At 42.0% G+C, this 24,707-nt stretch carries 17 protein-coding genes; 10 read left to right on the top strand and 7 right to left on the bottom strand.

Translation table 11 applies throughout. From position 1 onward, the window contains the following. Window positions 1–334: 334 nt before the first annotated feature. Window positions 335–2,548 (bottom strand): DNA primase, encoded by a 2,214-nt coding sequence (locus ACTQ9S_RS01365; protein WP_440453415.1) that lies wholly within the window; start codon window positions 2,546–2,548, stop codon window positions 335–337. A gap of 307 nt (window positions 2,549–2,855) precedes the next feature. Continuing rightward, window positions 2,856–4,034 carry an outer membrane protein assembly factor BamD gene (locus ACTQ9S_RS01360; RefSeq protein WP_068036023.1) on the bottom strand — a complete coding sequence of 393 codons (1,179 nt, stop codon included), beginning with the start codon at window positions 4,032–4,034 and terminating at the stop codon, window positions 2,856–2,858. 697 nt (window positions 4,035–4,731) lie between these two features. Here ACTQ9S_RS01360 and ACTQ9S_RS01355 point away from each other — a divergent pair. Both ACTQ9S_RS01355 and pgeF read left to right on the top strand, forming a co-directional pair. Further along, window positions 4,732–5,928, top strand: a complete 1,197-nt coding sequence (locus ACTQ9S_RS01355) for an RluA family pseudouridine synthase (RefSeq protein ID WP_440453413.1) — start codon at window positions 4,732–4,734, stop codon at window positions 5,926–5,928. Between the two features lie 3 nt (window positions 5,929–5,931). Next, complete coding sequence (pgeF, locus tag ACTQ9S_RS01350) at window positions 5,932–6,876, top strand: peptidoglycan editing factor PgeF (protein ID WP_440453411.1); 945 nt, start codon at window positions 5,932–5,934, stop codon at window positions 6,874–6,876. A gap of 98 nt (window positions 6,877–6,974) precedes the next feature. On the opposite strand, the gene ACTQ9S_RS01345 is transcribed toward pgeF, so the two are convergent. After that, on the bottom strand, window positions 6,975–8,234 hold the full coding sequence (locus ACTQ9S_RS01345; RefSeq protein ID WP_068327965.1) for a YeeE/YedE family protein: 1,260 nt from the start codon (window positions 8,232–8,234) through the stop codon (window positions 6,975–6,977). Window positions 8,235–8,876: 642 nt separating this feature from the next. Here ACTQ9S_RS01345 and ACTQ9S_RS01340 point away from each other — a divergent pair. The 7 genes from ACTQ9S_RS01340 to ACTQ9S_RS01310 all read left to right on the top strand — a co-directional run bounded on the left by ACTQ9S_RS01340 (window position 8,877) and on the right by ACTQ9S_RS01310 (window position 18,455). Next, the gene (locus ACTQ9S_RS01340) at window positions 8,877–9,485 is read left to right on the top strand and encodes a flavodoxin family protein (RefSeq protein WP_068327963.1); all 609 of its coding nucleotides are present in this window, start codon (window positions 8,877–8,879) and stop codon (window positions 9,483–9,485) included. Window positions 9,486–10,487: 1,002 nt separating this feature from the next. Beyond that, complete coding sequence (locus ACTQ9S_RS01335; protein ID WP_440453409.1) at window positions 10,488–11,927, top strand: cytochrome c; 1,440 nt, start codon at window positions 10,488–10,490, stop codon at window positions 11,925–11,927. Between the two features lie 200 nt (window positions 11,928–12,127). After that, entirely contained in the window at window positions 12,128–13,729 is a 1,602-nt protein-coding gene (locus ACTQ9S_RS01330; protein WP_068036012.1) for an NAD(P)/FAD-dependent oxidoreductase, read from the top strand. 56 nt (window positions 13,730–13,785) lie between these two features. Next, entirely contained in the window at window positions 13,786–14,400 is a 615-nt protein-coding gene (locus ACTQ9S_RS01325; RefSeq protein ID WP_440453407.1) for a c-type cytochrome, read from the top strand. Between the two features lie 325 nt (window positions 14,401–14,725). After that, window positions 14,726–16,054 carry a cytochrome c gene (locus ACTQ9S_RS01320; RefSeq protein ID WP_440453406.1) on the top strand — a complete coding sequence of 443 codons (1,329 nt, stop codon included), beginning with the start codon at window positions 14,726–14,728 and terminating at the stop codon, window positions 16,052–16,054. 81 nt (window positions 16,055–16,135) lie between these two features. Continuing rightward, window positions 16,136–17,737: a flavin monoamine oxidase family protein gene (locus ACTQ9S_RS01315; protein ID WP_440453404.1), complete on the top strand. Its 1,602-nt coding sequence runs from the start codon at window positions 16,136–16,138 to the stop codon at window positions 17,735–17,737. A 58-nt stretch (window positions 17,738–17,795) separates the two neighbouring features. After that, a complete protein-coding gene (locus ACTQ9S_RS01310) occupies window positions 17,796–18,455 on the top strand; it encodes a c-type cytochrome (RefSeq protein WP_440453677.1) in 660 nt (219 codons plus the stop codon). 80 nt (window positions 18,456–18,535) lie between these two features. Here ACTQ9S_RS01310 and ACTQ9S_RS01305 read toward each other — a convergent pair whose 3' ends face one another. The 4 genes from ACTQ9S_RS01305 to tolQ all read right to left on the bottom strand — a co-directional run bounded on the left by ACTQ9S_RS01305 (window position 18,536) and on the right by tolQ (window position 22,266). Continuing rightward, entirely contained in the window at window positions 18,536–19,828 is a 1,293-nt protein-coding gene (locus ACTQ9S_RS01305; protein ID WP_440453402.1) for a translocation protein TolB, read from the bottom strand. A 136-nt stretch (window positions 19,829–19,964) separates the two neighbouring features. Then, complete coding sequence (locus tag ACTQ9S_RS01300) at window positions 19,965–20,981, bottom strand: cell envelope integrity protein TolA (RefSeq protein ID WP_440453400.1); 1,017 nt, start codon at window positions 20,979–20,981, stop codon at window positions 19,965–19,967. A 92-nt stretch (window positions 20,982–21,073) separates the two neighbouring features. Further along, window positions 21,074–21,532, bottom strand: coding sequence for a protein TolR (tolR, locus tag ACTQ9S_RS01295; protein WP_068036002.1), 459 nt, complete (start codon window positions 21,530–21,532; stop codon window positions 21,074–21,076). Then, window positions 21,529–22,266 carry a protein TolQ gene (tolQ, locus tag ACTQ9S_RS01290; protein ID WP_068036000.1) on the bottom strand — a complete coding sequence of 246 codons (738 nt, stop codon included), beginning with the start codon at window positions 22,264–22,266 and terminating at the stop codon, window positions 21,529–21,531. Before tolQ ends, tolR begins: the two co-directional genes overlap by 4 nt. Before the next feature lie 526 nt (window positions 22,267–22,792). Here tolQ and ACTQ9S_RS01285 point away from each other — a divergent pair. Next, window positions 22,793–24,088, top strand: coding sequence for an NCS2 family permease (locus ACTQ9S_RS01285; RefSeq protein WP_068327942.1), 1,296 nt, complete (start codon window positions 22,793–22,795; stop codon window positions 24,086–24,088). Window positions 24,089–24,707: the final 619 nt, after the last annotated feature.

The raw sequence follows: 24,707 nt of genomic DNA, 5'->3' as shown, positions 1-24,707 counted from the left end.
TCACAAAAAGGCGTAGGGGATGTCAATAATAACGAAAATGAGTTGATATGAATAAAGGCTCAAAAAACTACAATAAAATTGCTCAATAAAACTTACTAAAAATACTACTCAAAAAATAAGGCGATATGACCGTATCTAAAATGACAGTCAATATTCACAGCCGCATAGTTTAACACAGACCACCGCTATCGAGCACGGTACAGTCAATTAGTTGCTACTTATATCTTATTATAAATGTGTGCTAGCCATAATCATAAATGATGGGGGCAATGTACAATGTTTTAAAGGGTTGGTTCTTTATTAGCTATCTACTATCTGCTTAATAGCTAATAAATCAAGATTTAACGGTGGCCATTTGCGCTGACTGTTCTGCTTGCTGCGCACGTAACCAGTCATTTAATAGTTGTGTCTGCTTGCGTACGATGGCAAGTCTGACATGATCTGGATTTTTGATTAGATCCTGCATCTTTTTTTGCATATGAAGTTTAAGCAGCTGCATGACTAAGTTTTCGACCAGCTCATCAACACTCAAAATATTTCTAGTCGTTAGTGTCTTATAAAAAGCGCCCCAACTGCGGCTTAACATCTCTTGAGTAACAGGTTGTACATTCGACATAATAAAGTGTGCGGCGGCATTGGCATCTGTTGGTAGATATGCCAAACAACGCTTAATGGTATTGACCACATCGAGTAATGCGGCATCTTGCAAGTCTTCCCAAGCTAATGATCTAAAAGCATCAGCAGGCGCTTTTTGTTTGATATGAGCAGGGAAGTCTAAACTATCAATACCAGCTTGTCGCCAAATCGCCTCGATAGGGTCTTCTTGGAATATACGCGGCTGAAATAAAAAACATAGCTGCAACTGCTGGCTGATGGTCATATCGCCATCAAAATCTAGCAACGCGTCTTTGGCCTCAACGTTTTGGCTACGTTTGCCACCCAGTTTTTGATAAATGTCATTATTTAATAGATAACGAAAACTACTGCCTTTAGGTAGTGAGGTAGTCAAAGTGCGCACTTGTGACATGAGCTTGGCTTTACCTTCTGCCAATGCTAAATCATAACGCTCACTTAAATAGGCAAAAATGTATTGCGATAGCGGCATAGCATTGATGATTTGCTCACGCATAGCTTCCGCGCCATTAGCCTTGATAAACGTATCAGGATCATGGTTATTAGGCAATGATAGAAATCGCAGTTCTTTATCGTCGCTTAGGACAGGTAGAGCAACTTCAAGGGTGCGCCAAGCGGCTTTTTGCCCAGCGCTATCTCCATCAAAACTCAATGTTAGAGTGGGATTAAGGGTCAATAGACGCGAGATTTGGCTTTCATTAATAGCCGTGCCCATGGATGCCACCGCACCATAAATACCAGCTTGGTAAAGGGCAATCACATCCATATAGCCTTCGACCACTAGCCAGCGGTCTGCACGCTGTTGTCTTGATTCATAATAGCCATACAGTACATGCTGCTTATGAAAGACGGGCGAGTCTGAAGAGTTAATATATTTGGGCTTAACTTCATCATCTAACGCTCGACCGCCAAAACCAATAGTGCGTCCTTGATTGTCTCGGATTGGAAAGATGACTCGATCACGGAGCAAGTCATAATCACGTCCTGACTCTGATTGGCGTACCAGACCTAAGGCTTTGAGTCCCTCAATGTCTTGCGGGAACTGATGCTCAAGATGTTGCCAACCAAACGGCGCGTAACCAAGCCCGAAGGTCTCAAAGATATCTTCAGTAATACCGCGCGTCATAAAATAATGTTTGGCATGAGGGTGCGTGGTTAGATTGTGCTGATAAAACTTTTGAATCTGCTCCAGTAATTCATACAGATTACCGTCTTGGTCGCTTACATTATTATCATTCAGATCTACTGGATGGAATGCTACGGAATCAAATGATGCTGAACCATCCGCAGGCCATGTAGGCGGGTAGTCACTGTACTCTGAACTGTCATAACTTGTGCCATCATAGGGACTGTCTGTGAGCGAGCTACTATAGCTTGCATCGTCATAATTGGGCGGACTTGCATAGTCGTTAGTCTGCTGATACTCATATGAGTCAGAAGAAATAGACGGGATATCAGCTGACGACTGCCCATTAGATAGCGCTGTTGATTGTGTATCCGATGAGGTAGGTGATGAAGTAGAGGGTGTTTGCTGTATTGACCTGGCATTTGGTCTAGATGCTGGCTTGGCTGTTGGCTTACTATTAGGTTTGTTGCGCTGATAGCTGACATTTTGCTGGTCATCTTTTGGCACTTCGATGCCAGTTTGCTTTGATAACTCATTCACCGCTTCAATAAAAGTTAGACTTTCATAGTCGCGTAAAAAGCTAATGGCATTGCCACCGACACTACAGCCAAAACAGTGGTAAATGTTCTTTTGTGGATTAACATAAAACGAAGGTGACTTTTCACCATGAAACGGACAACATCCTTTATATTCACTACCAGCACGTTTAAGCGTCGTATGACGACCAATAATACTAATCAAGTCAGCTTGGCTGTTCAGTTGTTCAAGAATATGATTAGGAATGCTCATGAGAAAAAATAATTTACCATAGGATAAGACAAGCGTTATTTTAGCACTTTTATTTTTGTATTATTCTAAACCGTTAAATCAAATCCATAGCAAAGCTGAGAGAAGTGATAAGTATTTAAAGCAATAATAAAATAGCCTAAGCAATGAATAGATAACTAAATTCAAAATATTAGCGTTTCATCTATCATTATATAAGATGCAGAATTTGTAAAAAATCAATAGGAAAGTAAGGCCAACTATACAGTTGGCCCTATGGTTTATCGTAAGTTGTAGTCTATTTTAAAGGTATAACAATTACCTAGATAATTTAATTGTCATCGTCCATATCTACAGTATCATCAGTAGGTGACATAGTACTGCGAGTTGGATTCATGTTTTGTGGATTCACGGTGGCTTCTGTTGCCGCAGCACTTGGACTACCTTGACTAGATACTTGCTCAGTCACATTTTCAGGTAAACCCAAACCTATATTAACACCAGTATTGCGACGAGTTGGCGCACCACTAGCAACTGGAGAAGCAGCATTAGTAGCTGGCAATCTAAGCTGAGTAGCCGCTCGAACTATTTGAGTTTTGGTTGCTCCAGTATATTCACCATTGCTAAGCGGTGTATCTTTTAAGCTGGCACGACCAAGCTGTCCAAAGGTTAGTTTATTCAACCATGAACGGTCAGCCTTGGTAGACAACCTGACACGCCCATCGCTAGTAAGCCATTCTGGATAGTTGATCTGGAGTAGGGTTTTATATTCTTTCGCTAAGTCCGTCAATCCTAACTGCTGATGGCTGTAAGCAAGGATAGCGATCGCTTCTGGTACGGCTTCGCTCAGTGGATAATACTGGAATACCCATTTGGCACGATTTACAGCGGCTACATGCGCTTTACGTTCGATATACCAGTTAGCAGCGGTCAACTCACTATGAGCAAATTGATTATAGATAAAAGTCATACGTTGCGCTGCATCGGGCGCATAAGGACTGTTGGGGTATTTATTGATAAGCTCTTGGAAGTTAGCAAAGGCGATACGAAAATAGGCAGTATCACGTTCAGACTGATTAAGCTTAAACAGTTTAATACCTTCAGATGAGCCTTGCATATTGGCCACACCGCGTACGTAATATGCGTAACTGACTTGCGGGTTAGCAGGGTAGAGGCTAATAAATCGATCAGCACTTGCCGCTGCTGTTTCAAAGCTGCCACTTGCATATTGAGCATACATTGTGTCAAGCAGTGCTTGCTCAGCATATTGCCCTGTAGGATAAAAAGTACGTAAATTAGTCAGGTCTTCGATAGCCTGTATATAGCGTCCCTTATCGATTTGAGCAATAGCATCACTATAGTAACCTTGCTCTGACTTTTCAGCAGTTTCGACCGCATCGCTGTCTTTACTAGTCAGGTTTTTAAAAGTCTGACAGCCTACCAAGTTTACACTTATGGCAAGCAAGGTTATTGATGAGATTTTGATAAATGTGTTGCCAATAGGGCGCATACTTCTTCTCCGACACAAGGCGCATAATAGCGGTGGCGCTATCATACTAAGAACAAAGTTAATGATAAAAAGCTGACTATCAAGCTATAAGATAACAACGTGCAAAACAACAAAGGTATAAAACAGCAAGGTATCAAGTAAATAATTGCTCATAATTGAACATAGCTGCGGCATAGCATACAGCAAAACCACGATTACTTTATAGAATAACGTTTCCTTCGTCTATTTTTTCGTGCGCTATTTTGTAGTCAAATTACAATTAATCAGCACTATATTTATAGACAGTTATCCTTTTTATTGTTGCAAAGTTTGATGGCTATGCTTATCAGTAAAGCGTCATATGATAAATTTTGAATAGTTTAGCATGAGCGACTTTGATGGGCGACGACAAATATTGCTATTATTCCCGAATATACAGTAAATTACGGCAACGTTATATTATAGAGAGTTATATGTTAGAACGTCTAGTGGCATATGTCTCGATAGAAGATGATAGATAAGTACTCGCAACTGTAGGGCTAAAGGCTCTTGGCATGTTACACTATAGCGATATTTAACCGACTTTTTATTGTGATTTTTTAGGGTTCTAATTTTAATACCCTATGAATTGCGGCTTTATAGCTTTATGAAGTTACTCCTTATGACTTTTTCATTTATGGAAATTGTCACCTATAAATCTGCTACGAATAATAATGCTATGACCACAAATATAACACCGAAACAGATACCTGATACTGAACTATCAGCGCAACTACCATCCGTACAGGATGAATTGTTAAACGATGGCGACTTACTTGACGATGCTTTAATTGATGAAAATTTGCTTGACGATGAGTCGGCTCTAGATTATGAAGAAATCGATGACGACGATGATGAAAGTCATGATGAAGAGCAAGGTGACGATAATTCTATAGCTGGACAAGCTATAGCGCAAGTTATTGATATGACCTATACCGTTACTGAAAATGAAGCGGGTTTACGTATAGACAAGCTTGCTTCACAAGTTTTCACTGACTTCTCGCGTGCGCAGCTCCAGGGCTGGGTTAGCGACGGCAGCTTGTTATATAATGGCAGCGTGCAAAAGCCTAAGCAACGCGTCAAAGCGGGAGACGTTATACATCTCTCGACGACACTGCAGCAGCACAGCGAAGATCAGCCAGAAAATATCGATATTGAAGTGGTTTATGAAGATGACGCCGTATTGGTCATCAATAAGCCTGTGGGTATGGTGGTGCATCCTGGCGCTGGTAATCAGACTGGCACTTTGGTCAACGCGCTACTGTATCACTATCCGCAGCAGCATCATTTGCCGCGTGCAGGTCTGGTACATCGTATTGATAAAGATACTTCTGGGTTATTGCTTATTGGCAAAACCAAACCCGCTCAAATGGCTTTAATGGAACAGTTGAAAGACAAATCTGTTTATCGTCATTATCAATGTGTAGTAGCTGGCGATCAAGCAAGCCTGATGCGCCATCGTCGTATTGATGCACCGATTGGCCGTCATCGTAATCAGCGTACCAAGATGACTGTTATGACAGCTGGGCGTGAAGCGGTCACGCACTTGTTAAACGTCACTGCCCTTAATGATAATTATTGTCTATTAGATGTAGGGCTTGAGACTGGACGTACCCATCAGATTCGTGTGCATTTAAGTCATATTACCTATCCAATTGTGGGTGATCGCGTCTATGGTGGTCGTCGTCAATTACGAGCAGGCTTGACAGAGGCTCAGCGCAATGCGATTAGTAATTTTCCGCGTCAAGCATTACATGCCTATACCCTAGGCTTTGTTCATCCGACGACGGGTGAGGACATCGAAGTGACGACACCTATTCCTGAAGATATGCAGAAGTTGATGGCAGTGTTAAGTGATGGCTATGATGACGAATAAGATATGACAGACAAACTTCCCCTGACGATGCTGGCACAGCTTGATGATGTGACTGTGTTTCAGACAGCAGCCTTGCAAACGGCTGATTTTGAGGATACTGATTTTAAAAATCCAGGTCTTGAAGGTGCTGATTTTAAAAGTACAGAGTCTGAGACGTATAATCAGAAATCTCAAAAAATGCTGCAAACAGAGCAAGCAAGCTATGGTGAGTTGAACCTTGGATTGCATGTCGCTGATAACCCTGCACAAGTATTAGATAATCGTATGCGTCTATTAGCTGCTATCAACCAGCAATTAGCAACGCAGCAGCGTGCCTCTATCAAACGCTTACACTGGGTCAATCAGGTTCATGGTAAGCAGATTCATGATGTTGATGTCAGTCCGCTGAGTATGCGTCCGGTAGATGCTGATGCGCTAGTCAGTCAGCAAGCTGAACTGGGTCTAGCTATCATGACCGCAGATTGCGTACCTATTGTCTTATATCAACCAGCAAGTGGACAGATAGCAGCTATTCATGCTGGCTGGCAAGGGCTGGCGTGTGGCATTATTAAGACTACTGCTGAGCGTTTTGAGTCAGCAGGGCAGATTATAGCTTGGATTGGCGTTAGTATTAGCCAAGCGCACTATGAAGTAGGTAGCCAAGTTCGAGATAAGTTATTAGCAGGTTGTATAGAAAGTAACTCGTTATCAACCGAGCATCTGGATAATTTTGCCGCGCTATTTTCTATACCAGCCAATTCTATTGATGGCAGCGATAAGATAAAGCTAGATTTACCGAAGCTTGCTGCCTATCAATTAGAAACGTTAGGTATTTGTGTCTCTAACGATTCAGATATTGACTGTAGCTATGCTGATCCTCGTTATTATTCTTATCGGCGCCAGACGCATTTGCAGCAGCCAGCTACAGGGCGAATGGCATTGATTGTCGTGCGCAGTTTAGCCATTTAGGTACAATGCTTGAAAAAAATATTGGGGTATATAGAAATAAAAAATAGCAGCCTAAAACCTGCTATTTTTTATTGTCGATTCAATCTGATTACTTATTATTAGCACACAGAATCATTGGACTTCGGTACTGACAGTCCAAATAGCGGACGCAAGTATAATGCTAAGAAAGTCCCTGCCATTGCGAGTATGCCCCAAATATAACCGTGCAAACTAAAAGAAGCGATACCACCGAAGTAAGCACCGATATTACAGCCAAATGCAAGACGCGCACCGTATCCCATCATCAGTCCACCAATCACAGAAGCAGCAAAATTACCTGCAGTAATCTGGGTAAATTTGAACAAACCACCCGCTGCCGAAGCGATAAATGCGCCAATGATGATACCGATATTTAGTACAGTCGTTGAATCTGCAAAGATAGAAGCATCAAGAGCGGCAGCATTAGCCCCTTGCCAATAGCCCCAGCTGGCAACATCAACGCCCAAACCGCTAGCAATTTTAGAACCCCATAATGTAAAGGCTGAAGTAATGCCCCAAGGCTGACCACGCGTTAGTAAGGTCAATGCATTAAGTAGGGCTAGAATAATTGCCGCCGCAAACAGTGGCCAAGAGCCTCGAAAAATCCGTTTCCAACCAGATTCAGAAGGCACGGGTGCCATCTTTGGTGCGTTTCTTTTTCTCTCAATGATTAACGTTACCCATGCGATTAAACCGAATAGTGCAAGCGATACTAGCCACGCGCCTGTATAACCGAGACCTGTAGAAGTAGCTAATGAATAGGGTGCATAAGCTGGCATCTCTTCTGTCCAAAATGGGAGATGATAAGCACCAATCGTGGCTCCGACTATGAAGAAGATGAACGTTATAAACATGACAGAACGTCCACCTCCTATCGCGTAGAGCGTGCCAGAAGCACAGCCACCACCAAGTTGCATGCCAATGCCGAACACGAAAGCCCCCACGACTAAGCTGACACCCAACGGTGCGACATAGCCTGCGACTGGCCCACCAAAAATGGTGGTGCCATAGGCAAGTATTGGCGCAAACAACGTCACAGCGACCGCCAACATCAGCATATGAGAGCGCATTGCCTGCCCATTGCCTACCGCCATCATACGTCTGAACGCGGAGGTAAAACCAAAGCGAGCATGAAAAAGGGTATAGCCTAGCAAAAGACCAATGCCAAGGAGCAATGATTGGGATATGTGTTGGGTATCAAGTAAATGAATAAGCAACAGCAGACCTGCAACCGCGCCTCCCGCTATTAACGCTTTCTGCGGTGCATTTAAAGCAAGATTCTCTCTTACAACAGGATCTTTTGTGTCGTTTACCGGTTGAACTCTAGTGATAGTATTCAAAGTAATAGCTTCCTTCTCCGATGCATTTGATCGGATGTTATTTTTATAAGGATTTTTAGGAATATTGGATGTAGAAGTGTGGATTCTATGTCGATTTATAGAACTTGTTGAAGTTCTACAATGAGTAACGAATCAGCGCTACATCATAGTCTTATTAGCATTAAAGTAAACAGGAAGGCACTAGAAGAATAAGAATTAGCATATAATAATATGGAATAACATATATTTGAATCAGCTCGTTTGTTATCATCGCTTTTTACTATAACAGGAGCTGGCTCGTAGCTTATGCAGACTAATATTGATTACTTACATAAGATTGGTTGATAATCTGTCAAATCTCGCTAGAGTATGCACTAATAAAAAAAGTGTGCACTAATAAATTAAGCGCTAACCAAGACGCGTCTAATATTGATATGCTTGAATTTACTGAAGCTTACCGCATATTATTTAGTGTGTTTTATCAATATATATACTATAAGGGTGACCTTTACCGCTGCTAAACGCTGCAAAGTACAGCAATGAGCCAGATGGCACTGATTATCGTGAGCCGCTCAAATTGTTATTAATCATATTTCATGAAGTTTTAAAGTATTAACTTTTAACTATTCAATTAATTACTTATTACCCATTATTAGAGTTCGTATGAATACATCTGTAGCACCGTCTTTGCAATCTTCCAATACTGATAACCTGCGTACTGTATCAATAGCGGTTATTTATCATAGTAATTATGGTCATACCAAGCGCGTAGCTGAAGCGATAGTCGAGGGTGCACGCCAACAATTACCAGAGGCGCAAGCTAAAGCTGTCGATGTTCATGACGTTGACTGGAATTTTTTGGATCAGGCAGATTTGCTCGTTTTTGGTAGTGCGGTATATATGGGCAGTGTCACGGCTGAATTCAAAACCTTTATGGATGAGACCTCCAAGCGTTGGTACCATCGAAAATGGGAAGGTAAGTGGGCAGCCGCTTTTGCTAACTCAGGTGGTCTAAGTGGTGACAAATTGGCAGTATTACAGCAGATTTCATTATATGCTATGCAGCATGGCATGAACTGGATTGGGCTACCACTTATGCCGACAGGTCATGGTGAAAATGATTTAAACCGACTATCAAGCTTCTTAGGTTTGATGACTCAGTCGCTTGATGGACCACCAGAGGAAACTCCAGGCAAAGGTGATATTGATACTGCTATTTGGTTTGGTGATCATTTGGCAAAGACCATAATCAAGCATCAGCCAGCATGTTAAGCTGATTAAAATATAGTAAGTTAATATTCATTACGTATAAAGTAGCGAATATTAAATAATGATAAAAAAGCAGACGTCAATATTGATGTCTGCTTTTTTAATGGGCGCTGTTTATATTGATTGCTATTGATTGAACGGATTATCAACCGAATTAACATTGACTAAGTTAGGGTTAGAGGTGACAGGAATAGGACTATCAAAAAACTGAATGGCTTGGCAGCCAGTAAGTAGCGTCATGATTAAAAGCACGCAGGAAAAATTGAACGATTTCATAGTAATTCTCAGCATACCTTTTGTAGTACTCAAATAGCTTACATAATAACCAAAACCTATTATTAAGCAATAGTATACTTTTGCTTAGTGTCGTTTATTTTCAAAAATATCAAATTTACTTCAACAGAAAACAGCTGATTTTTTATGTTGTATAAATTATTTATTTGTGAGTTATATATTTACATTAAAAAATCTGTCTCAGCATTTGTATATGTTATGTATACAATACTATCTGTATAAATTAGCCTAAGCGAATAAAGTAGTGAGTTTTCATGCAACTATTAAATATCGTTTTAATAAAATAATGAACTGTACTTAAGCTTAGTAGATGTTTTTAAAGCCTTTATTAGATAATTATTAAATATTATATGATTAATTATTTTGAAAATTTTGTCACAGTTGATATGTCAATGGTAAATTTTAATTTTTGTAAAAAAATGAGTTAAATAGGTTAATATTTAAGCAATAATAGCGAAATAGTTTTACCTTAAGAGGGTAAATATAAATTACTTGACATATAACTGTAATAATTAATGTAAATAGCTATTCATAAACGAGTAACCAACACCAATACCAACACTGAAAGTCTATACAGGACTAATCACAATAATAAGGCAGAATAGAACCGGACTGTTAGTTTTGAAAACTGTTGACTACCTTTTTCTACTTCTTTTTTATTAAGCAGCCTTAATTTTTCCAGCCACTATATGCCAGCTATATGAGGATATTATGAAGCCACTTTCTATAATGTTATCGATGCTTATTATTGGTTTCACTTCCAGCACCGTGATGGCTGAAGGAGCTAACACTCCAAGTGCAAGCTTGCCTAATGTAAGCCCTGCCAATAGCGATTTAGTCAACCGCGGTGCTTATATTGCACGTGCTGCTGACTGTATGGCTTGCCATGGCGAGGACTATACGGGGGGTGTTGCAATTGAAACTCCAATGGGTGATATTTACGCGACCAATATTACCCCGTCAAAACGCTATGGTATCGGCAACTATACCGAAGCGGATCTAAAAAAAGCGCTCCAGCAAGGCCGTGCTCCCGACCACATGATTTATCCTGCCATGCCATATCCATCTTATAACGGCATGAAAGATGAAGATGTCAGTGCGCTATTTGCTTATCTGCAGACCGTACCAGTCGTTGATGAAGCTCCTGAGTACAAAACAGATTTACCTTTTCCGTTTAACTTTCGTACCTTAATGTTAGGTTGGAACGCGATTAACATACCTTCTACAGAAAATCGTGAGGGGCTAACGCAAACGCAGCAACGCGGCGAGTACTTAGTAAATAACCTTGCTCATTGTGGCACTTGTCATACGCCGCGTAACAGTACCATGGGTTTTGATAAAGATAATTATCTGTCAGGTGCACAACTTGGCACTTGGTACGCACCAAATATCACCTCTGATAAATCGAGTGGGATAGGTAATTGGAGTGAGCAAGATATCATCACCTATTTGCGTACAGGTGAGCTGGATCAACGGGTCTTTGCTGGCGGTCCGATGGGTGAAGTGGTTGCGCACAGCACTCGCTATCTAAAAGATGCAGATTTGAATGCAATTGCCTCTTATCTTAAAGCCGTACCCGCTGTCCGAACAGATGACAAAATTCATCCGGTCGATGCATCACGTTTACCAACCCCGATTAATGAATCAATCACTCATGATCTTCTTGCTCAAAAAGATTATTTGGCACAGGCTAAAGCGGATGTTAGTGGCGGTAGTAATTCGCCCGAAGCGTTATACCTTGCTGCTTGTGGTAGCTGTCATGGGGTCGATGGTTATGGTCAGCCCGATGCCCGTTATGCACCTATTATCGGTCTAAGTAGTATCCGACGTAATAATCCAGATGGTCTAATCAACGTTATTCTTCATGGTATTAATGGCGCAACCAATACCAGTCCTAAAATGCCTGGATTTTCAGAAGAGTTAAGCAGTCAGCAAATTGCTGGTATTACCAATTATGTACGCGTGAACTTTGGCAGTCTTGCTAGCAGTAATGTAAGTGCCGCTGATGTCGATAAAGTAATAGCATCAGAACCTGAGCAACCTTTTTTAATTAAGTATGCAGGCCTGCTTGCGATAATAGGCATCATCGTAGCTATCGTCATTATTATATTTATTATTCGGACGATTATACGTTCTAGGCGCCACAGATAATTGGAATTGATTTGTTCAGACAACCAAGCAAGTAATCTTATAAATGCGTATGAGACGCTTATTACAAGACATAGATTAAGTGCAAGACGGCAGAGGAATAGAGCTTGGCATAGGATACAGAGCGTATAAGCCAAACTAATAATAAGAGAAGTGCCTACTGCCACACCGTCACGCACGACAGTCTACTTAAGGACATTATTATGAATGACATGCCTCAATCACCAACGCGGCGCCAACTGCTCTCGATGATCGGTAAAACAGCGGGCGCAACTGCGATGTATCAAGCAATGACCACTTTAGGATTCGCTTCTGAATCTAGTTTTAAAGAATCTATGGATCTTCAAGGTGCGCCTCCCGGTGCTAGCATCGTCATCCTTGGTGCAGGTCTTGGCGGCCTTACTGCTGCCTATGAGCTGCGTAAAGCAGGTTATGATGTCAAGGTACTCGAGTTCCAAAACCGCGGTGGTGGACGCAGCTGGACGCTTAATAGCGGCGATAAATATACTGAGCTTGGCGGTGAAGAGGTTACCTGTGATTTTGAAGAAGGTAACTACTTTAACGGCGGACCATGGCGTTTGCCAAGTCACCATTATGCAGTATTTCACTATTGCAAAAAGTTTGGCGTTGAGATGCAACCCTTTGTTCAAACCAATGACCGTGCTTATTTGCATCGCTCTACTCACTTTGGCGGTGTGCCGCAGCGCTTAGGCGATGTAAAAAACGATATACAAGGTAACGTAGCCGAGCTGCTATCAAAGGCCGTTAACGTCGGAGGTCTTGATCGTTCGGTGAATACTGAGGATAAAGAGAAGTTACTTGAAGGCCTAAAAGGCTGGGGTGTGCTAGACAAAGACTATCGCTATAGAGCCAGCAATGAGACTACTAAACATCGTGGTTTTAGCGTTTTCCCTGGTGGTGGTTTGATGCCAAACGAAAAACCCTCAAAGCCTCTACCTATCAGTGAGATATTAGATTCTGGCATGTGGTCAGATATCTATAGCAATCATATGACTTATGGCCATCAACCAACGATGTTCCAGCCAGTAGGCGGTATGGGTAAAATCGGCGATGCTTTCACCCGCGAGTGCCGCGATATGATTGAGTTTAATGCCAAAGTCACCAAGATTCATCAAGATGAAAGTGGCGTCACTGTCAATTATGTCGATAGTAACAGTCCAGATGGGGCAACCAAGACTATACGTGCTGATTGGTGTGTTTGTAATATTCCGTTGACCGTATTGACTCAAATTGATATCAACGTCTCAAAGCCTATGAAAAAGGCAATGGCTGCCGTACCTTATGACACCTCTTATAAAGTTGGCCTAGAGTTCAACCGCCGTTTTTGGGAAGAAGACGAGTGGATCTTTGGCGGCTTGACCTATACTGATATGCCTATCACGCAAATCGCTTACCCTTCAGAAGACATGTTTAAAACGGGAACAGGGGTGTTACTAGGCGCATATGGCTTTGGCCCAACTTCTTATAAGTTCAACACGCTAACCCCAAAAGAGCGTATCAATGTTGCACTTGCTTATGGTAAATACATTCATCCACAGTATCCAAAAGAGTTCCGCGCAGGAACGTCAGTGGTGTGGCACCGTATCCCATGGACATTAGGTTGTTATGGTATCTGGAGTGAGTCAAGCCGTGAGCAGTATTATGATCAGTTGTGTAGTATTGACAACCGTATTGTACTGGCAGGTGAGCACTGCTCACACATTCCTGCATGGCAGGAGGGCGCTATTCTATCTGGCATTGATGCAGCCAATCGCTTACACCAAAAAGCAAAAATGCTTGGTTAATGTTGATAACTATAATAAATTCAGAGGCTATCATGGACAATATAAGCATAAAAAACATGACATCCAGAATGCTCAATATGATGTTGCTTAGTGGGATAAGCACTGCAGTATTGTTAGGCTGTAGCCAACAAGCAGATGATGTAGAGACACTGGCTAGTAAACAAGACACTGTGCAATCGGCTGATAATCAAGCCAGTCGTAATACTGGGGCTTGGGGCGGCGTGTATATGACTCGTGATGAATTAAGAGCGCCTAATATCAACATCGTTGATGACAGCTCACTGCCAAGCATGGAAAACGATCCAAGTATTGCAGAGTGGGAAACCAAGTTTGAAGGTTCAAATGCCTTTATTACTACCAATGGCGCCAAGCTATATCACGACTCTTGTGCAGGCTGTCATATGCATGAAGGTCAGGGCGCTTATGGGGCGGGCTATTACCCACCGCTAGCAGATAACAGTAAAATGCAGTCGAAATATTACATTATTGACATATTGATTAATGGCTTTCGCGGAATGCCGTCATTCCATATGATGATGAACGATGAGCAAATGGCAGCTGTTACTCAATATGTGGTCAATGATCTAAATGGTTTTAAGCAGACCGTTACTGCTAAAGATGTGGCACAGCTAAGGCATGCCAACCCACCAGGTTATGATCCAAGCGAATAAGTTTGTCATAATTAATCTTACTTAGGTAATAACTAACAATAGTAATCAATAAAAAGCTCAACAAAAAAGCGTCCAGTAATATTATCGGGCGCTTTTTTACTGCCCGCTATTATTAGAAGCTGGCTAAGTAATAGAGAATAATAGATATTAAAAACCGCTTAAAATCCAGCTATTCCTTCAGATGTTTTATTCCTGAGTCTTTGTAAAAAAAACGTGCTTGATAGATAATTAAGCAAGCAATTTCAGTGAAATAGTTTTATTTTAGTAGAGTTGCCTCAACGTTATTTGCTAAACATTATATAGGCGACATACAAGGATGTTTATTATGAAGCCGTTTTCTGTGCTGTTGTCAGCACTTGCATTTAGTATGGCCTCTAGCACTTTGATGGCTAAAGAGATAAGCCTTCCTATTCCTAGTGCAACTTTACCCAATGTTAGCCCAGCAAATAGTCCTCTCGCTAATCGCGGTGCTTATGTTGCGCGTACCGCTGACTGTATGGCTTGTCATCGTGAAGACTATAGTGGCGGCGTAGCGATTGAAACGCCTATCGGCAATATTTATTCGACCAACATCACACCTTCTAAACGTTATGGCATTGGCAATTATACCGAAGCTGATTTTACAAAAGCTCTGCGCAAGGGACGTGCACCGGGTTACCAGCTTTATCCTGCCATGCCATATCCGTCCTATCATGGGATGACTGATGACGATATCAGTGCATTATTTGCTTATTTTCAAACTGTACCAGTCGTTGATAAACCACCTGAAAAAACCACTAAATTACCATTTCCGTTAAATATTCGCAGTTTGATGTTAGCTTGGAACGTCATCAACGTACCTTCTACAGAAAATCGTGAGGGGCTAACGCAAACGCAGCAACGTGGTGAATATCTAGTCAATAATTTAGAGCACTGTGGCACGTGTCATACACCACGCAACCTTACTCAGGGTCTTGATAAAGACAAGTATTTATCTGGTGCGCTGCTTGGTAAATGGTATGCACCAAACATTACGCCTGACAACGATAGCGGGATTGGTCGCTGGAATGAGCAAGACATTAGTATTTATTTACGTACTGGAAAGCTTGATAAACGTGCGTATGCTGGTGGGCCAATGGGTGAGGCAGTCGCGCACAGTACTCGCTATTTAACCGATGAAGACTTGATAGCAATCGCCGATTATCTAAAGGTAATACCGGCCATCAAGACCGATGATTACTTAATACCAGTGCATGTCTCACGTTTGCCACGTCCAGCCAGTGACTCTATTACTTACAACTTACTTGAGCAAAAAGACTATTTAGCGCAAGCAAAAGCCAATACCAGTATCAACTCTAATAGCAGCTCGTCAAAAGCATTGTATCTTGCTGTTTGCGCCAGTTGTCATGGTGTCGATGGTTACGCCCAGCCTGATGCACGTTATGCCTCTATCGTAGGACTAACCAGCATTCGCCGTGCTAAGCCAGATGCGCTGATTAATGTCATTGCATATGGGGCTAAAGGCGCACTAAATACAGCGCCGAAGATGCCAGGTTTTTCAAAAGAATTAACTCATGCTCAAATTGCCAGTATCGCCAATTATGTGCGAGTTAGTTTCGGTGGACTGCCAAACAGCGATGTTAGCGCCACTGATGTTAAACGCATACTGAAGTAAGTGTAAGCATCAAGACAGATCACAAAAACGCTTATCAGTATCTAATGCTATGCACGCCTGCTTTATTACAAGGACAATATAATGAACGATATGCTTCAATCACCCACACGGCGGCAACTGCTGTCAATGATTGGCAAAACGGCTGGAGCAACAGCCATGTATCAGGCGATGACCACGCTGGGCTTTGCGTCTGAATCTAGCTTTAAGCAAGAAATGAATCTCAAGGGCGCGCCTGCTGGAGCAAGTATCGTTATCCTTGGGGCAGGCTTGGGTGGTCTCACTGCGGCTTATGAGTTACGTAAAGCGGGCTATAAAGTGACTGTTCTTGAGTACCAAAATCGCGGTGGTGGACGCAGTTGGACATTAAACAGCGGTGACAAATATACAGAGCTGGGTGGAGCTGAGGTCACTTGCGACTTTAAAAAAGGCAATTATTTTAATGGCGGCCCGTGGCGATTGCCTGTACATCATTATGCCGTATTCCATTATTGTAAAAAGTTCGGAGTCGCATTACAGCCTTTTATTCAAACCAATGACCGTGCTTATTTGCATCGTACCAATCATTTTAATGGCGCGCCGCAGCGTTTAGGGGAGGTGCAAAGTGACATTCGCGGTTATGTCTCAGAGTTATTATCCAAAGCGGTTAATACTGGTGGCCTTGATAATACCGTTAATAAAGAAGACAAAGAAAAACTGTTAGAAGGTTTAAAAGGTTGGGGCGTTCTTGATAATAATTATCGCTATGTCAAAAGCCATGAAACTAGCAAGCATCGCGGTTATAGCGTTTATCCAGGTGGCGGGTTGATGCCCGATGCCAAGCCCTCGACTCCGATACCAATGGACAAATTATTAAATTCGGGAATGTGGTCAGATATCTATGCCAACTATACCGTTTATGTGCATCAACCAGCGATGTTTCAGCCCGTTGGCGGTATGGGCAAAATCGGTGATGCGTTCACGCGTGAATGCCGCGATATGATTATGTTCAATGCCAAAGTCACCAAGGTTTATCAAGACGAGACTGGTGTAACCGTTGATTATGTCGATAGTAATAACATCGATAGTGAAACCAAAACTGTACGTGCAGATTGGTGTATTTGTAATATTCCATTATCAGTATTAACCCAAATTGATATCAATGTCTCAGCACCAATGAAGCAAGCGATGGCAGCCGTCCCTTATGACAGCTCTTATAAAGTAGGTTTAGAATTTAAGCGCCGCTTTTGGGAGGAGGATGAATGGATATATGGCGGTATCACTTATACTGATATGCCTATCTCGCAAATATCTTATCCTTCACAAGACTTGTTTACTACTGGTTCAGGCGTACTACTGGGAGCTTATGGGTTTGGAGAAGCTTCCTATAAGTTTAATTCTCTAACACCAAAAGAACGAATTAATGCGGCATTAGAGTATGGTAAATACATACATCCACAATATACCAAAGAGTTCCGCTCAGGTACTTCGGTCGCGTGGCATCGTATCCCATGGTCGCTCGGTTGCTATGGGCTTTGGAGTGAATCTAGCCGTGAGCAGTATTACGATACGATTTGCAGTATTGATCATCGAATCGTGCTGGCAGGGGAGCATTGCTCACACATTCCAGCTTGGCAGGAAGGCGCAATATTATCCGGTATGGATACAGCTAAGCGGTTACATCAAAAAGCAAAAAATCTCGGCTAATAAGGGTAACGATTAAGCAAGGATGACTATAATGAACTTAGGAGCAGTCATGGATATGATGAGATTACACCCAATTGAACCATCTCGTCCGCTCAAGTTGTGTAGAACGGCAATCATCTTAGTTATCGGAGGTGCAGCTACCTTGTCAGCCTGTAGTTCGTATACTAAAGAAAAGGCGACTACTATTGCCAGTCAACAATCAGCACCAGTGATATTTGACAATCAGGCTAGCCGTAATAATGGCGCATGGGGTGGGGTGTATATGTCGAAAGCAGCGCTTGCCCGCCCGCCTATGAATATCGTCAATGTTAGCTCGATACCAAAGATGCAGAATGATGCCAACTTACAAAAATGGCTCGCAAAATTTGAAGGTAGCTCACAAGGTAAAACAGGCTTTTTTACGATGAATGGTAAAAAGCTCTATGAGGACTCCTGCGCGGGTTGTCATATGCAAAAAGGCGAAGGTGCGCAAGGGGCAGGCTACTATCCGCCGCTAGCCAATAATAGTAAGATGCAATCAAAATACTATATCATTAGCGTTGTGATGAATGGTTTGCGCGGTATGCCATCCTTTCATAGTATGATGAATGATGAGCAAATAGCGGCTGTGACTCAATACGTGCATAGCGATCTGAATAAATTTACGGATACGGTCACTGCGGCTAACGTTGCCCAATTACGCCATGAATTTCCACCGGGTGCGGATCCTAGTGAGTAAGCTTGTTATCATAAACAAAAAAAGCGTCTGATAAATAAGTTATCAGATGCTTTTTTTTAAAACGTTACGAAGTAATAAAATTATTGCGGGCTGGCTGACCATACCGGTGAGCGGATAATGCCTTGACCAGACTTACCGAATGACTCACCACCATTTAATGACTTAATGGTTAATACGCCTTTCCCGCCTTGAGTTGAGGCATATACCACACGCTTACCATTAGGTGAGAAGCTTGGAGCCTCATCAATACCGGTATTACCCAAATTAGCAGTCACTGCACCGTTACTGTTCATAATTGCAGCTGAGCGCCCACTCAAAAAGGCAATTTGCGTGCCGTCACTACTAAACTGCGGACTGGTTGCATAACCACTATTAGATACTTTGGTTGTCCGACCTGAGCCAAACTCATAGCGATAAATTTGTGGCTTATTAAAGCCTGCTCTATCAGAAACAAATACAAAAGACTTACCATCCGGCGCATAATTTGGTTGCACTTCACTGCTTGGCCAGTTTGTCAGCTTTTTAAGGTTGCCACCACCTGCGCTCATCTCATAAATATCAGCACTACCTTCAAAACTGCTGGAGAATAGTATTTTACTACCGTCAGGAGAGAAAGATGGGCTTAGGTTGCTGCCTTTATATGGGGTAACAACAGTGGCCGCGCCGCCGCTCACGTTTTGTACGTAAATCAACGGATAGGATTTATCGCGTTGTACTGTATAGGCAATGCGCGAAGCATCAGGTGACCATGCTGGCGAAAATATTGAGCCTGTGACTTCAGTGATGGTTCTAGCGTTTTCACCATCGGCGTCCATGACTTTTAAGCGAGATATCTTATCTTTGCCGCGTCCAGTCTCTTCAATATAAGCAATACGCCCTGAGAAGTCACCCGGCGTGCCAGTAACAAGCTCATAAACTTTATCCGCGATAACGTGCGCTGCATAACGCAAACTTTCTTGATTATTATCGGCACTTAAGCTTTGCTTACCTTGAAGCACGCGACCAGATTTAACATCAATCACTTCATAGTTAGTCTCGATTTTACCGCGATTGGTACGGGTGCTACCGACTACTAGATAAGGAATACCTAAGCTTTGCCATACTGGTAATGTCCCAGCGAGCTCGCTACTACTACGCGGTTGCTGCGGTAAATTTTTGCTAGTAACGTTGAGCTCAGTTCTACTCAAGTCGTTTAAGATAATGGGCGATAGCACAGAATCACCAGCGAAAGGCACAAAAGCGACCTGATTTTGTTGTACTGGAATCTCATAATCTAATTCTAGTACGACAGGGGCAGCGTATAAGCTAGGGGCAACAAGTAGGCTTGAGGCACTGGCAAGTAAAGTAATCAAAAGTTTTTTGTGAGTACGCATGACTGAATTTAGCTCCTAGAATAAGGTGGTAATCGTTTTTTATATACTTTAATTGAGTATCACGGTAAGACAATATCACAACTGACGCAAGTTTTTTAAGATGAAATTGGCAATAAACTAGGAGTTTGCTATGTTATCAATTACTGCCCTTGAACTGTACCGTAAAGGTAGGATATTTAGGGTCGTCAGTATCAATCGGTAAATTACGGGTACTCAGTACTGCTTGTTTAGCAGCTTCGTTTACAGCTGGATCAGAGCCTGAAACAGAGACATTGACCACATCACCATTGCTATTGACTGTTATCGTTAACGTCGCACGTTGGGTTGAACCCTTAGCCGCTATGGGTGGGTTATAATTGCGTCTGATTAAGTTAATAATCTCACTGTTGCTCGCAACGCGACTCCCACCTGACGCATTGCTATTACTACCAGCTGATTGCCCTGAGGTAGTGGTACTTCCAGATACCGTTGACTGTCCATCGGATAAGCTAAAATTCTTGCCAGCACTACTTGAGTGACCAGTATCTATCTCTAAATTGGACTGTGTATTATTAGGGCGTTTGATTTTGGGTGGGTTATTCTCTGTATTTCGAAATGATTTCAGTCGAGCGCGCTCAGCATCAAGCTCATTTTGTTTCTGTTGTTCAACTTCATTGAGCTCTGCTAACGCTGACTCATCTAGCTGTGCTGCCAATTCAGCTATATTACGCTCATACTCTTGCATTTGCTCAGTACGTCGCTGATGCTGCTCTTGACTCATTAATACTGGACGATCAGCTGGGTCATCAGAGCGAGTAAATATAGACTCTCTTTGGGTGTTTGGTGATGCGTTTGTTTGGCTGGCATTGCTACTGCTATTTGCATTCATTTGTTCAATGGCAACTGCACTGCCATCACTACTACTAGCTGCTTGCATCGCTGCACGATTGGCTAATATCTGCCCTTGCATTTCAGCCAACTCTCCCGGTGTGACCATGGTAGTTTCAATATTACCCACGGCTTCTAATTCGGGCGATTGGTAGGTATAGATCAGTATTCCAAGCACAATGCCATGTGCCAACAAGCTCAATATCATGGGCAGTGTCAGCCCATTACCTTCTGGCGGAGTTGGGACATAAACGGCAGGAGCATTATTCATGGTTTTGATACTCATTGACGTGTTTCATCAGATTGTCTGCTTCGTTAAACTAAGCGTATATAGAGGCAAGTGTGTGCAGAGTACAGTAGATTTTTTAGTTAAGGCTATTATAACGTAGGTGTGGGCAGGGGAGCACCTGTTAATAGTCCTACTTTTTGAATACCTGCCTGCTGCAAGTTTGCCATTAAGGTCATAATTGAACCATATTGGTTATTCTGATCTGCATTAATCATTACCTGAAGCGGTTGCACGCCAGCGTTGCTATTTTGCGACTGTAAATTGGATAAAGTATTAATCAGTTCTGGCTCACTGATAGGCATGTCTATATTGTTCTCATAACTGATAAAAATCTCACCGCTACTTGTTAACGATACGATAACAGGTAGCTGATTTTGACTCATTGCATTGGTCTGCTCTTTTGGCAAATCAACATCGACCCCTGTCGTCAGCATCGGTGTTGTCACCATAAATATCACCAATAACACCAGCATAACGTCGATATAAGGTACGACATTCATTTCAGCGTTGAGCGCTTTTTTCTTGCGGCTATAGGGGTTTGGTTTCATAGCCCTGTCACCTGACCTGCGCCAATTATAGTCTCAGTAATTTTATTCTCTTTATGCAGTGCATTTTGGCTACTGGTCTCACGCTGTAACATACCCGTCATCTCATCGCAAAATAGTGCACGCGACTCATAAAGCTGGCCTGATTTTGCAGTGAAATGGTTATACGCTAGCACGGCTGGAATAGCAGCAAACAGCCCCATTGCAGTAGCAATAAGCGCTTCGGCAATACCGGGAGCTACGGAGGCAAGTGTAGCTTGTTCCGTTTGTGAAAGACCTAAAAAGGCATTCATGATACCCCAGACCGTTCCAAATAAACCAACATAAGGCGCTACCGAACCAATGCTGGCAAGGGTAGTGATTCCTGACTCAAGCAACTGTTGCTGACGACCAAGTCCAACCCGCAGCTTACGCTCAACGCCATCAATAATGTCATCTTTAGGTTGGCGTTTTTTGTGCATTCTTAAGTATTCAGAAAAACCAACATAAAAAATCTGCTCAAGGCCTTGACGCTCAGGAGAGCCTTGAACACCTTGGTACAGCTTGGCCAAATCTTCGCCCGACCAAAACCAAGTCTCAAACTGCTCATCGAAGTTTTTGGCCGTACCAAGACGGGCGCTTAAGCGAAAAATAATGACCCAACTAACCAAAGATGCTAGTAGCAATAGTCCCATCACAATCTGCACGAGCAGGCTGGCTTGAGTAATAAGATCTATAATGTTTAATGATTCAGGCATGTAACAGACTCACTGGTAATTAACAATAACTGACTAAAATAATGATGCTGAAGCCAGATAACCTTAAGGAACTACAATAAAAACGATAATTTAATACTTATTATGTATAATCAAATATCATGTATTTTCATATTAATTTCAATAACTTAATATGAAAATAACCGCTTAATCCAAGTGTGATATTTGCTGTAACAATATTTCAACCCCCTAGTTTACTGCTAAATGCTTAAAAGGTCATTATTAATGTGTTAAATGGTCAGTAGACAGATTTTTAATTTATTGTTTGATAATACGTTCTTACCGTGTACTATTGTTTATAAATAGAATTTAGTTTTGGTTTTGGACGCGTAAGGCATGGGTAATGATTGAATTTATGCGCTAATTTCTCTAGAATGTTGCGCTTTGTTACCACTGCCTTTTGATAATGACGTCGCAATTCCTTTGCTGACGTCATATTTATTTTAGGCACTATATTTTAAACACCATCAAACCTGTTCTTTTCACTGGCCAGTCGGAATTGACCCTTATGAATGCACTTGAGCGCTATTTTGGAATTAATGGTGACAATACCACGATCAAAACGGAAATTGTTGCCGGTATAACGACCTTTTTGACGATGGCTTATATTATCTTTGTCAACCCTAACATATTGGCAGAAGCCGGTATGGATAAGGGGGCAGTGTTCGTTGCTACCTGTCTAGCCGCTGCGATAGGCTGTTTTATAATGGGCATCTATGCCCGCCTGCCTGTCGCCTTAGCACCGGGCATGGGTCTTAACGCCTTCTTTACCTATGGCGTGGTTTTGGGTATGGGCCATGCATGGCAAACTGCGCTCGGTGCTGTATTCTTATCGGGTTGTATATTTATACTTTTAAGCTTATTTAAGATTCGGGAATGGATTATAAATTCTATTCCAATGGCTCTGAAACAGGGTGTTATTGCAGGTATCGGTGCATTTTTAGCATTTATTGCGCTACAAAGCTCTGGTGTCATCGTTGGGCAAGATGCAACCTTGGTTACCCTCGGTGATATGACGTCATTTGGACCAATGATGGCTGCTATAGGCTTTTTCGTTATTATCGGTCTATCTTACAAAAAAATCCCTGGAGCGGTAACGATTGGTATTTTACTGGTCGCTTTGATTAGTCTGTTGGCAGGTCATACTGAGTTCGCTGGTGTTATGTCCACACCACCATCCATTGCACCCACACTTATGCAGCTTGATATTGCTGGTGCGTTTGACGTGAGCATGATCAGTGTCATTTTTGCTTTCCTATTTGTTGATTTGTTCGATACCGCAGGTACGCTAGTGGCTACTACGAGTCAAGCCAACTTAATTGATAAAGACGGTAAAATCCCTAATATGGGCAAAGCACTGCTAGCGGATTCAACAGCGACGGTTACCGGTGCGATGCTTGGAACTTCATCGACTACGAGCTATGTTGAAAGTGTCGCGGGTATTGCAGCAGGTGGTCGTACTGGCCTGATGGCAGTGACGGTCGGGGTATTATTTTTATTAAGTACTTTCTTTGCACCGCTGGCTGGTATGATTCCAGCTTATGCTACCGCAGGTGCTATCTTTTATGTAGCTGTACTGATGCTAGGTACACTAAAAGATATTAACTGGGGCGATTTGACTGATGCAGCGCCCGTTGTCGTCGTTCTTTTGTTCACTCCATTAACATACTCTATCGCTGATGGTATTGCGCTTGGTTTTATTACCTTTACTGCGGTGAAGTTAATAGCTGGCAAACTTAATGAAGTGACTATCGCAGTATGGGTGCTAACGATAATCTTACTTGCCAAGATTATATGGCTATAGTTTTTTAGGTTATTTATAAGCTCTTATTAATAAGTGCTATGTTTCTAAGAAGTGTATTTACAGACAGCTAGACAGCTAGACAGCATTACCCACTCATAAACCCTCTTTATCTTTCTTTGATAAAGAGGGTTTTTTGGTTAGAGGCTAGGGCGTGTCCTCAATCTGAACGAGTGAACCTCTAATGGGCTAAAAATGGCTATATTTCCGTCACTCTTTGAAAATTTCTAGACAATATGTTCATATTCTCTGCAAAATTTCCTTTGATTGACAAAAACCTATCTCATTTTTATTACCGTTATCAAAATGAGGACAAGCCCTAGGGTATTTTTTGGCGAGAAATTCGTAATTATTACAGTTAGAAATAGTGCTTAATAGTTAATAGCAAACAAAAAACCATAAATTAAATAGCTTCAAGAACTTTGTGCTGCTATCTATTTGTTTTTAAATGATATATTTATTAATATAAATGACCGATAATGTTAGTTTGAAAAATTATTTCATGATAATATGGCGGAGTTAAGCGCATCACCTCAATCAACGCCGTAGAGGTTTTTCTTACAGTGAATTAGCGTCATATAAGATCGCAATTTTGGGTTCATTAATTTCATATTAAAGCCAT

The sequence above is a fragment of the Psychrobacter sp. ASPA161_9 genome, assembly GCF_051970275.1.
Classification (GTDB): domain Bacteria; phylum Pseudomonadota; class Gammaproteobacteria; order Pseudomonadales; family Moraxellaceae; genus Psychrobacter.
This window is presented reverse-complemented; position numbering and strand designations above follow the sequence as displayed.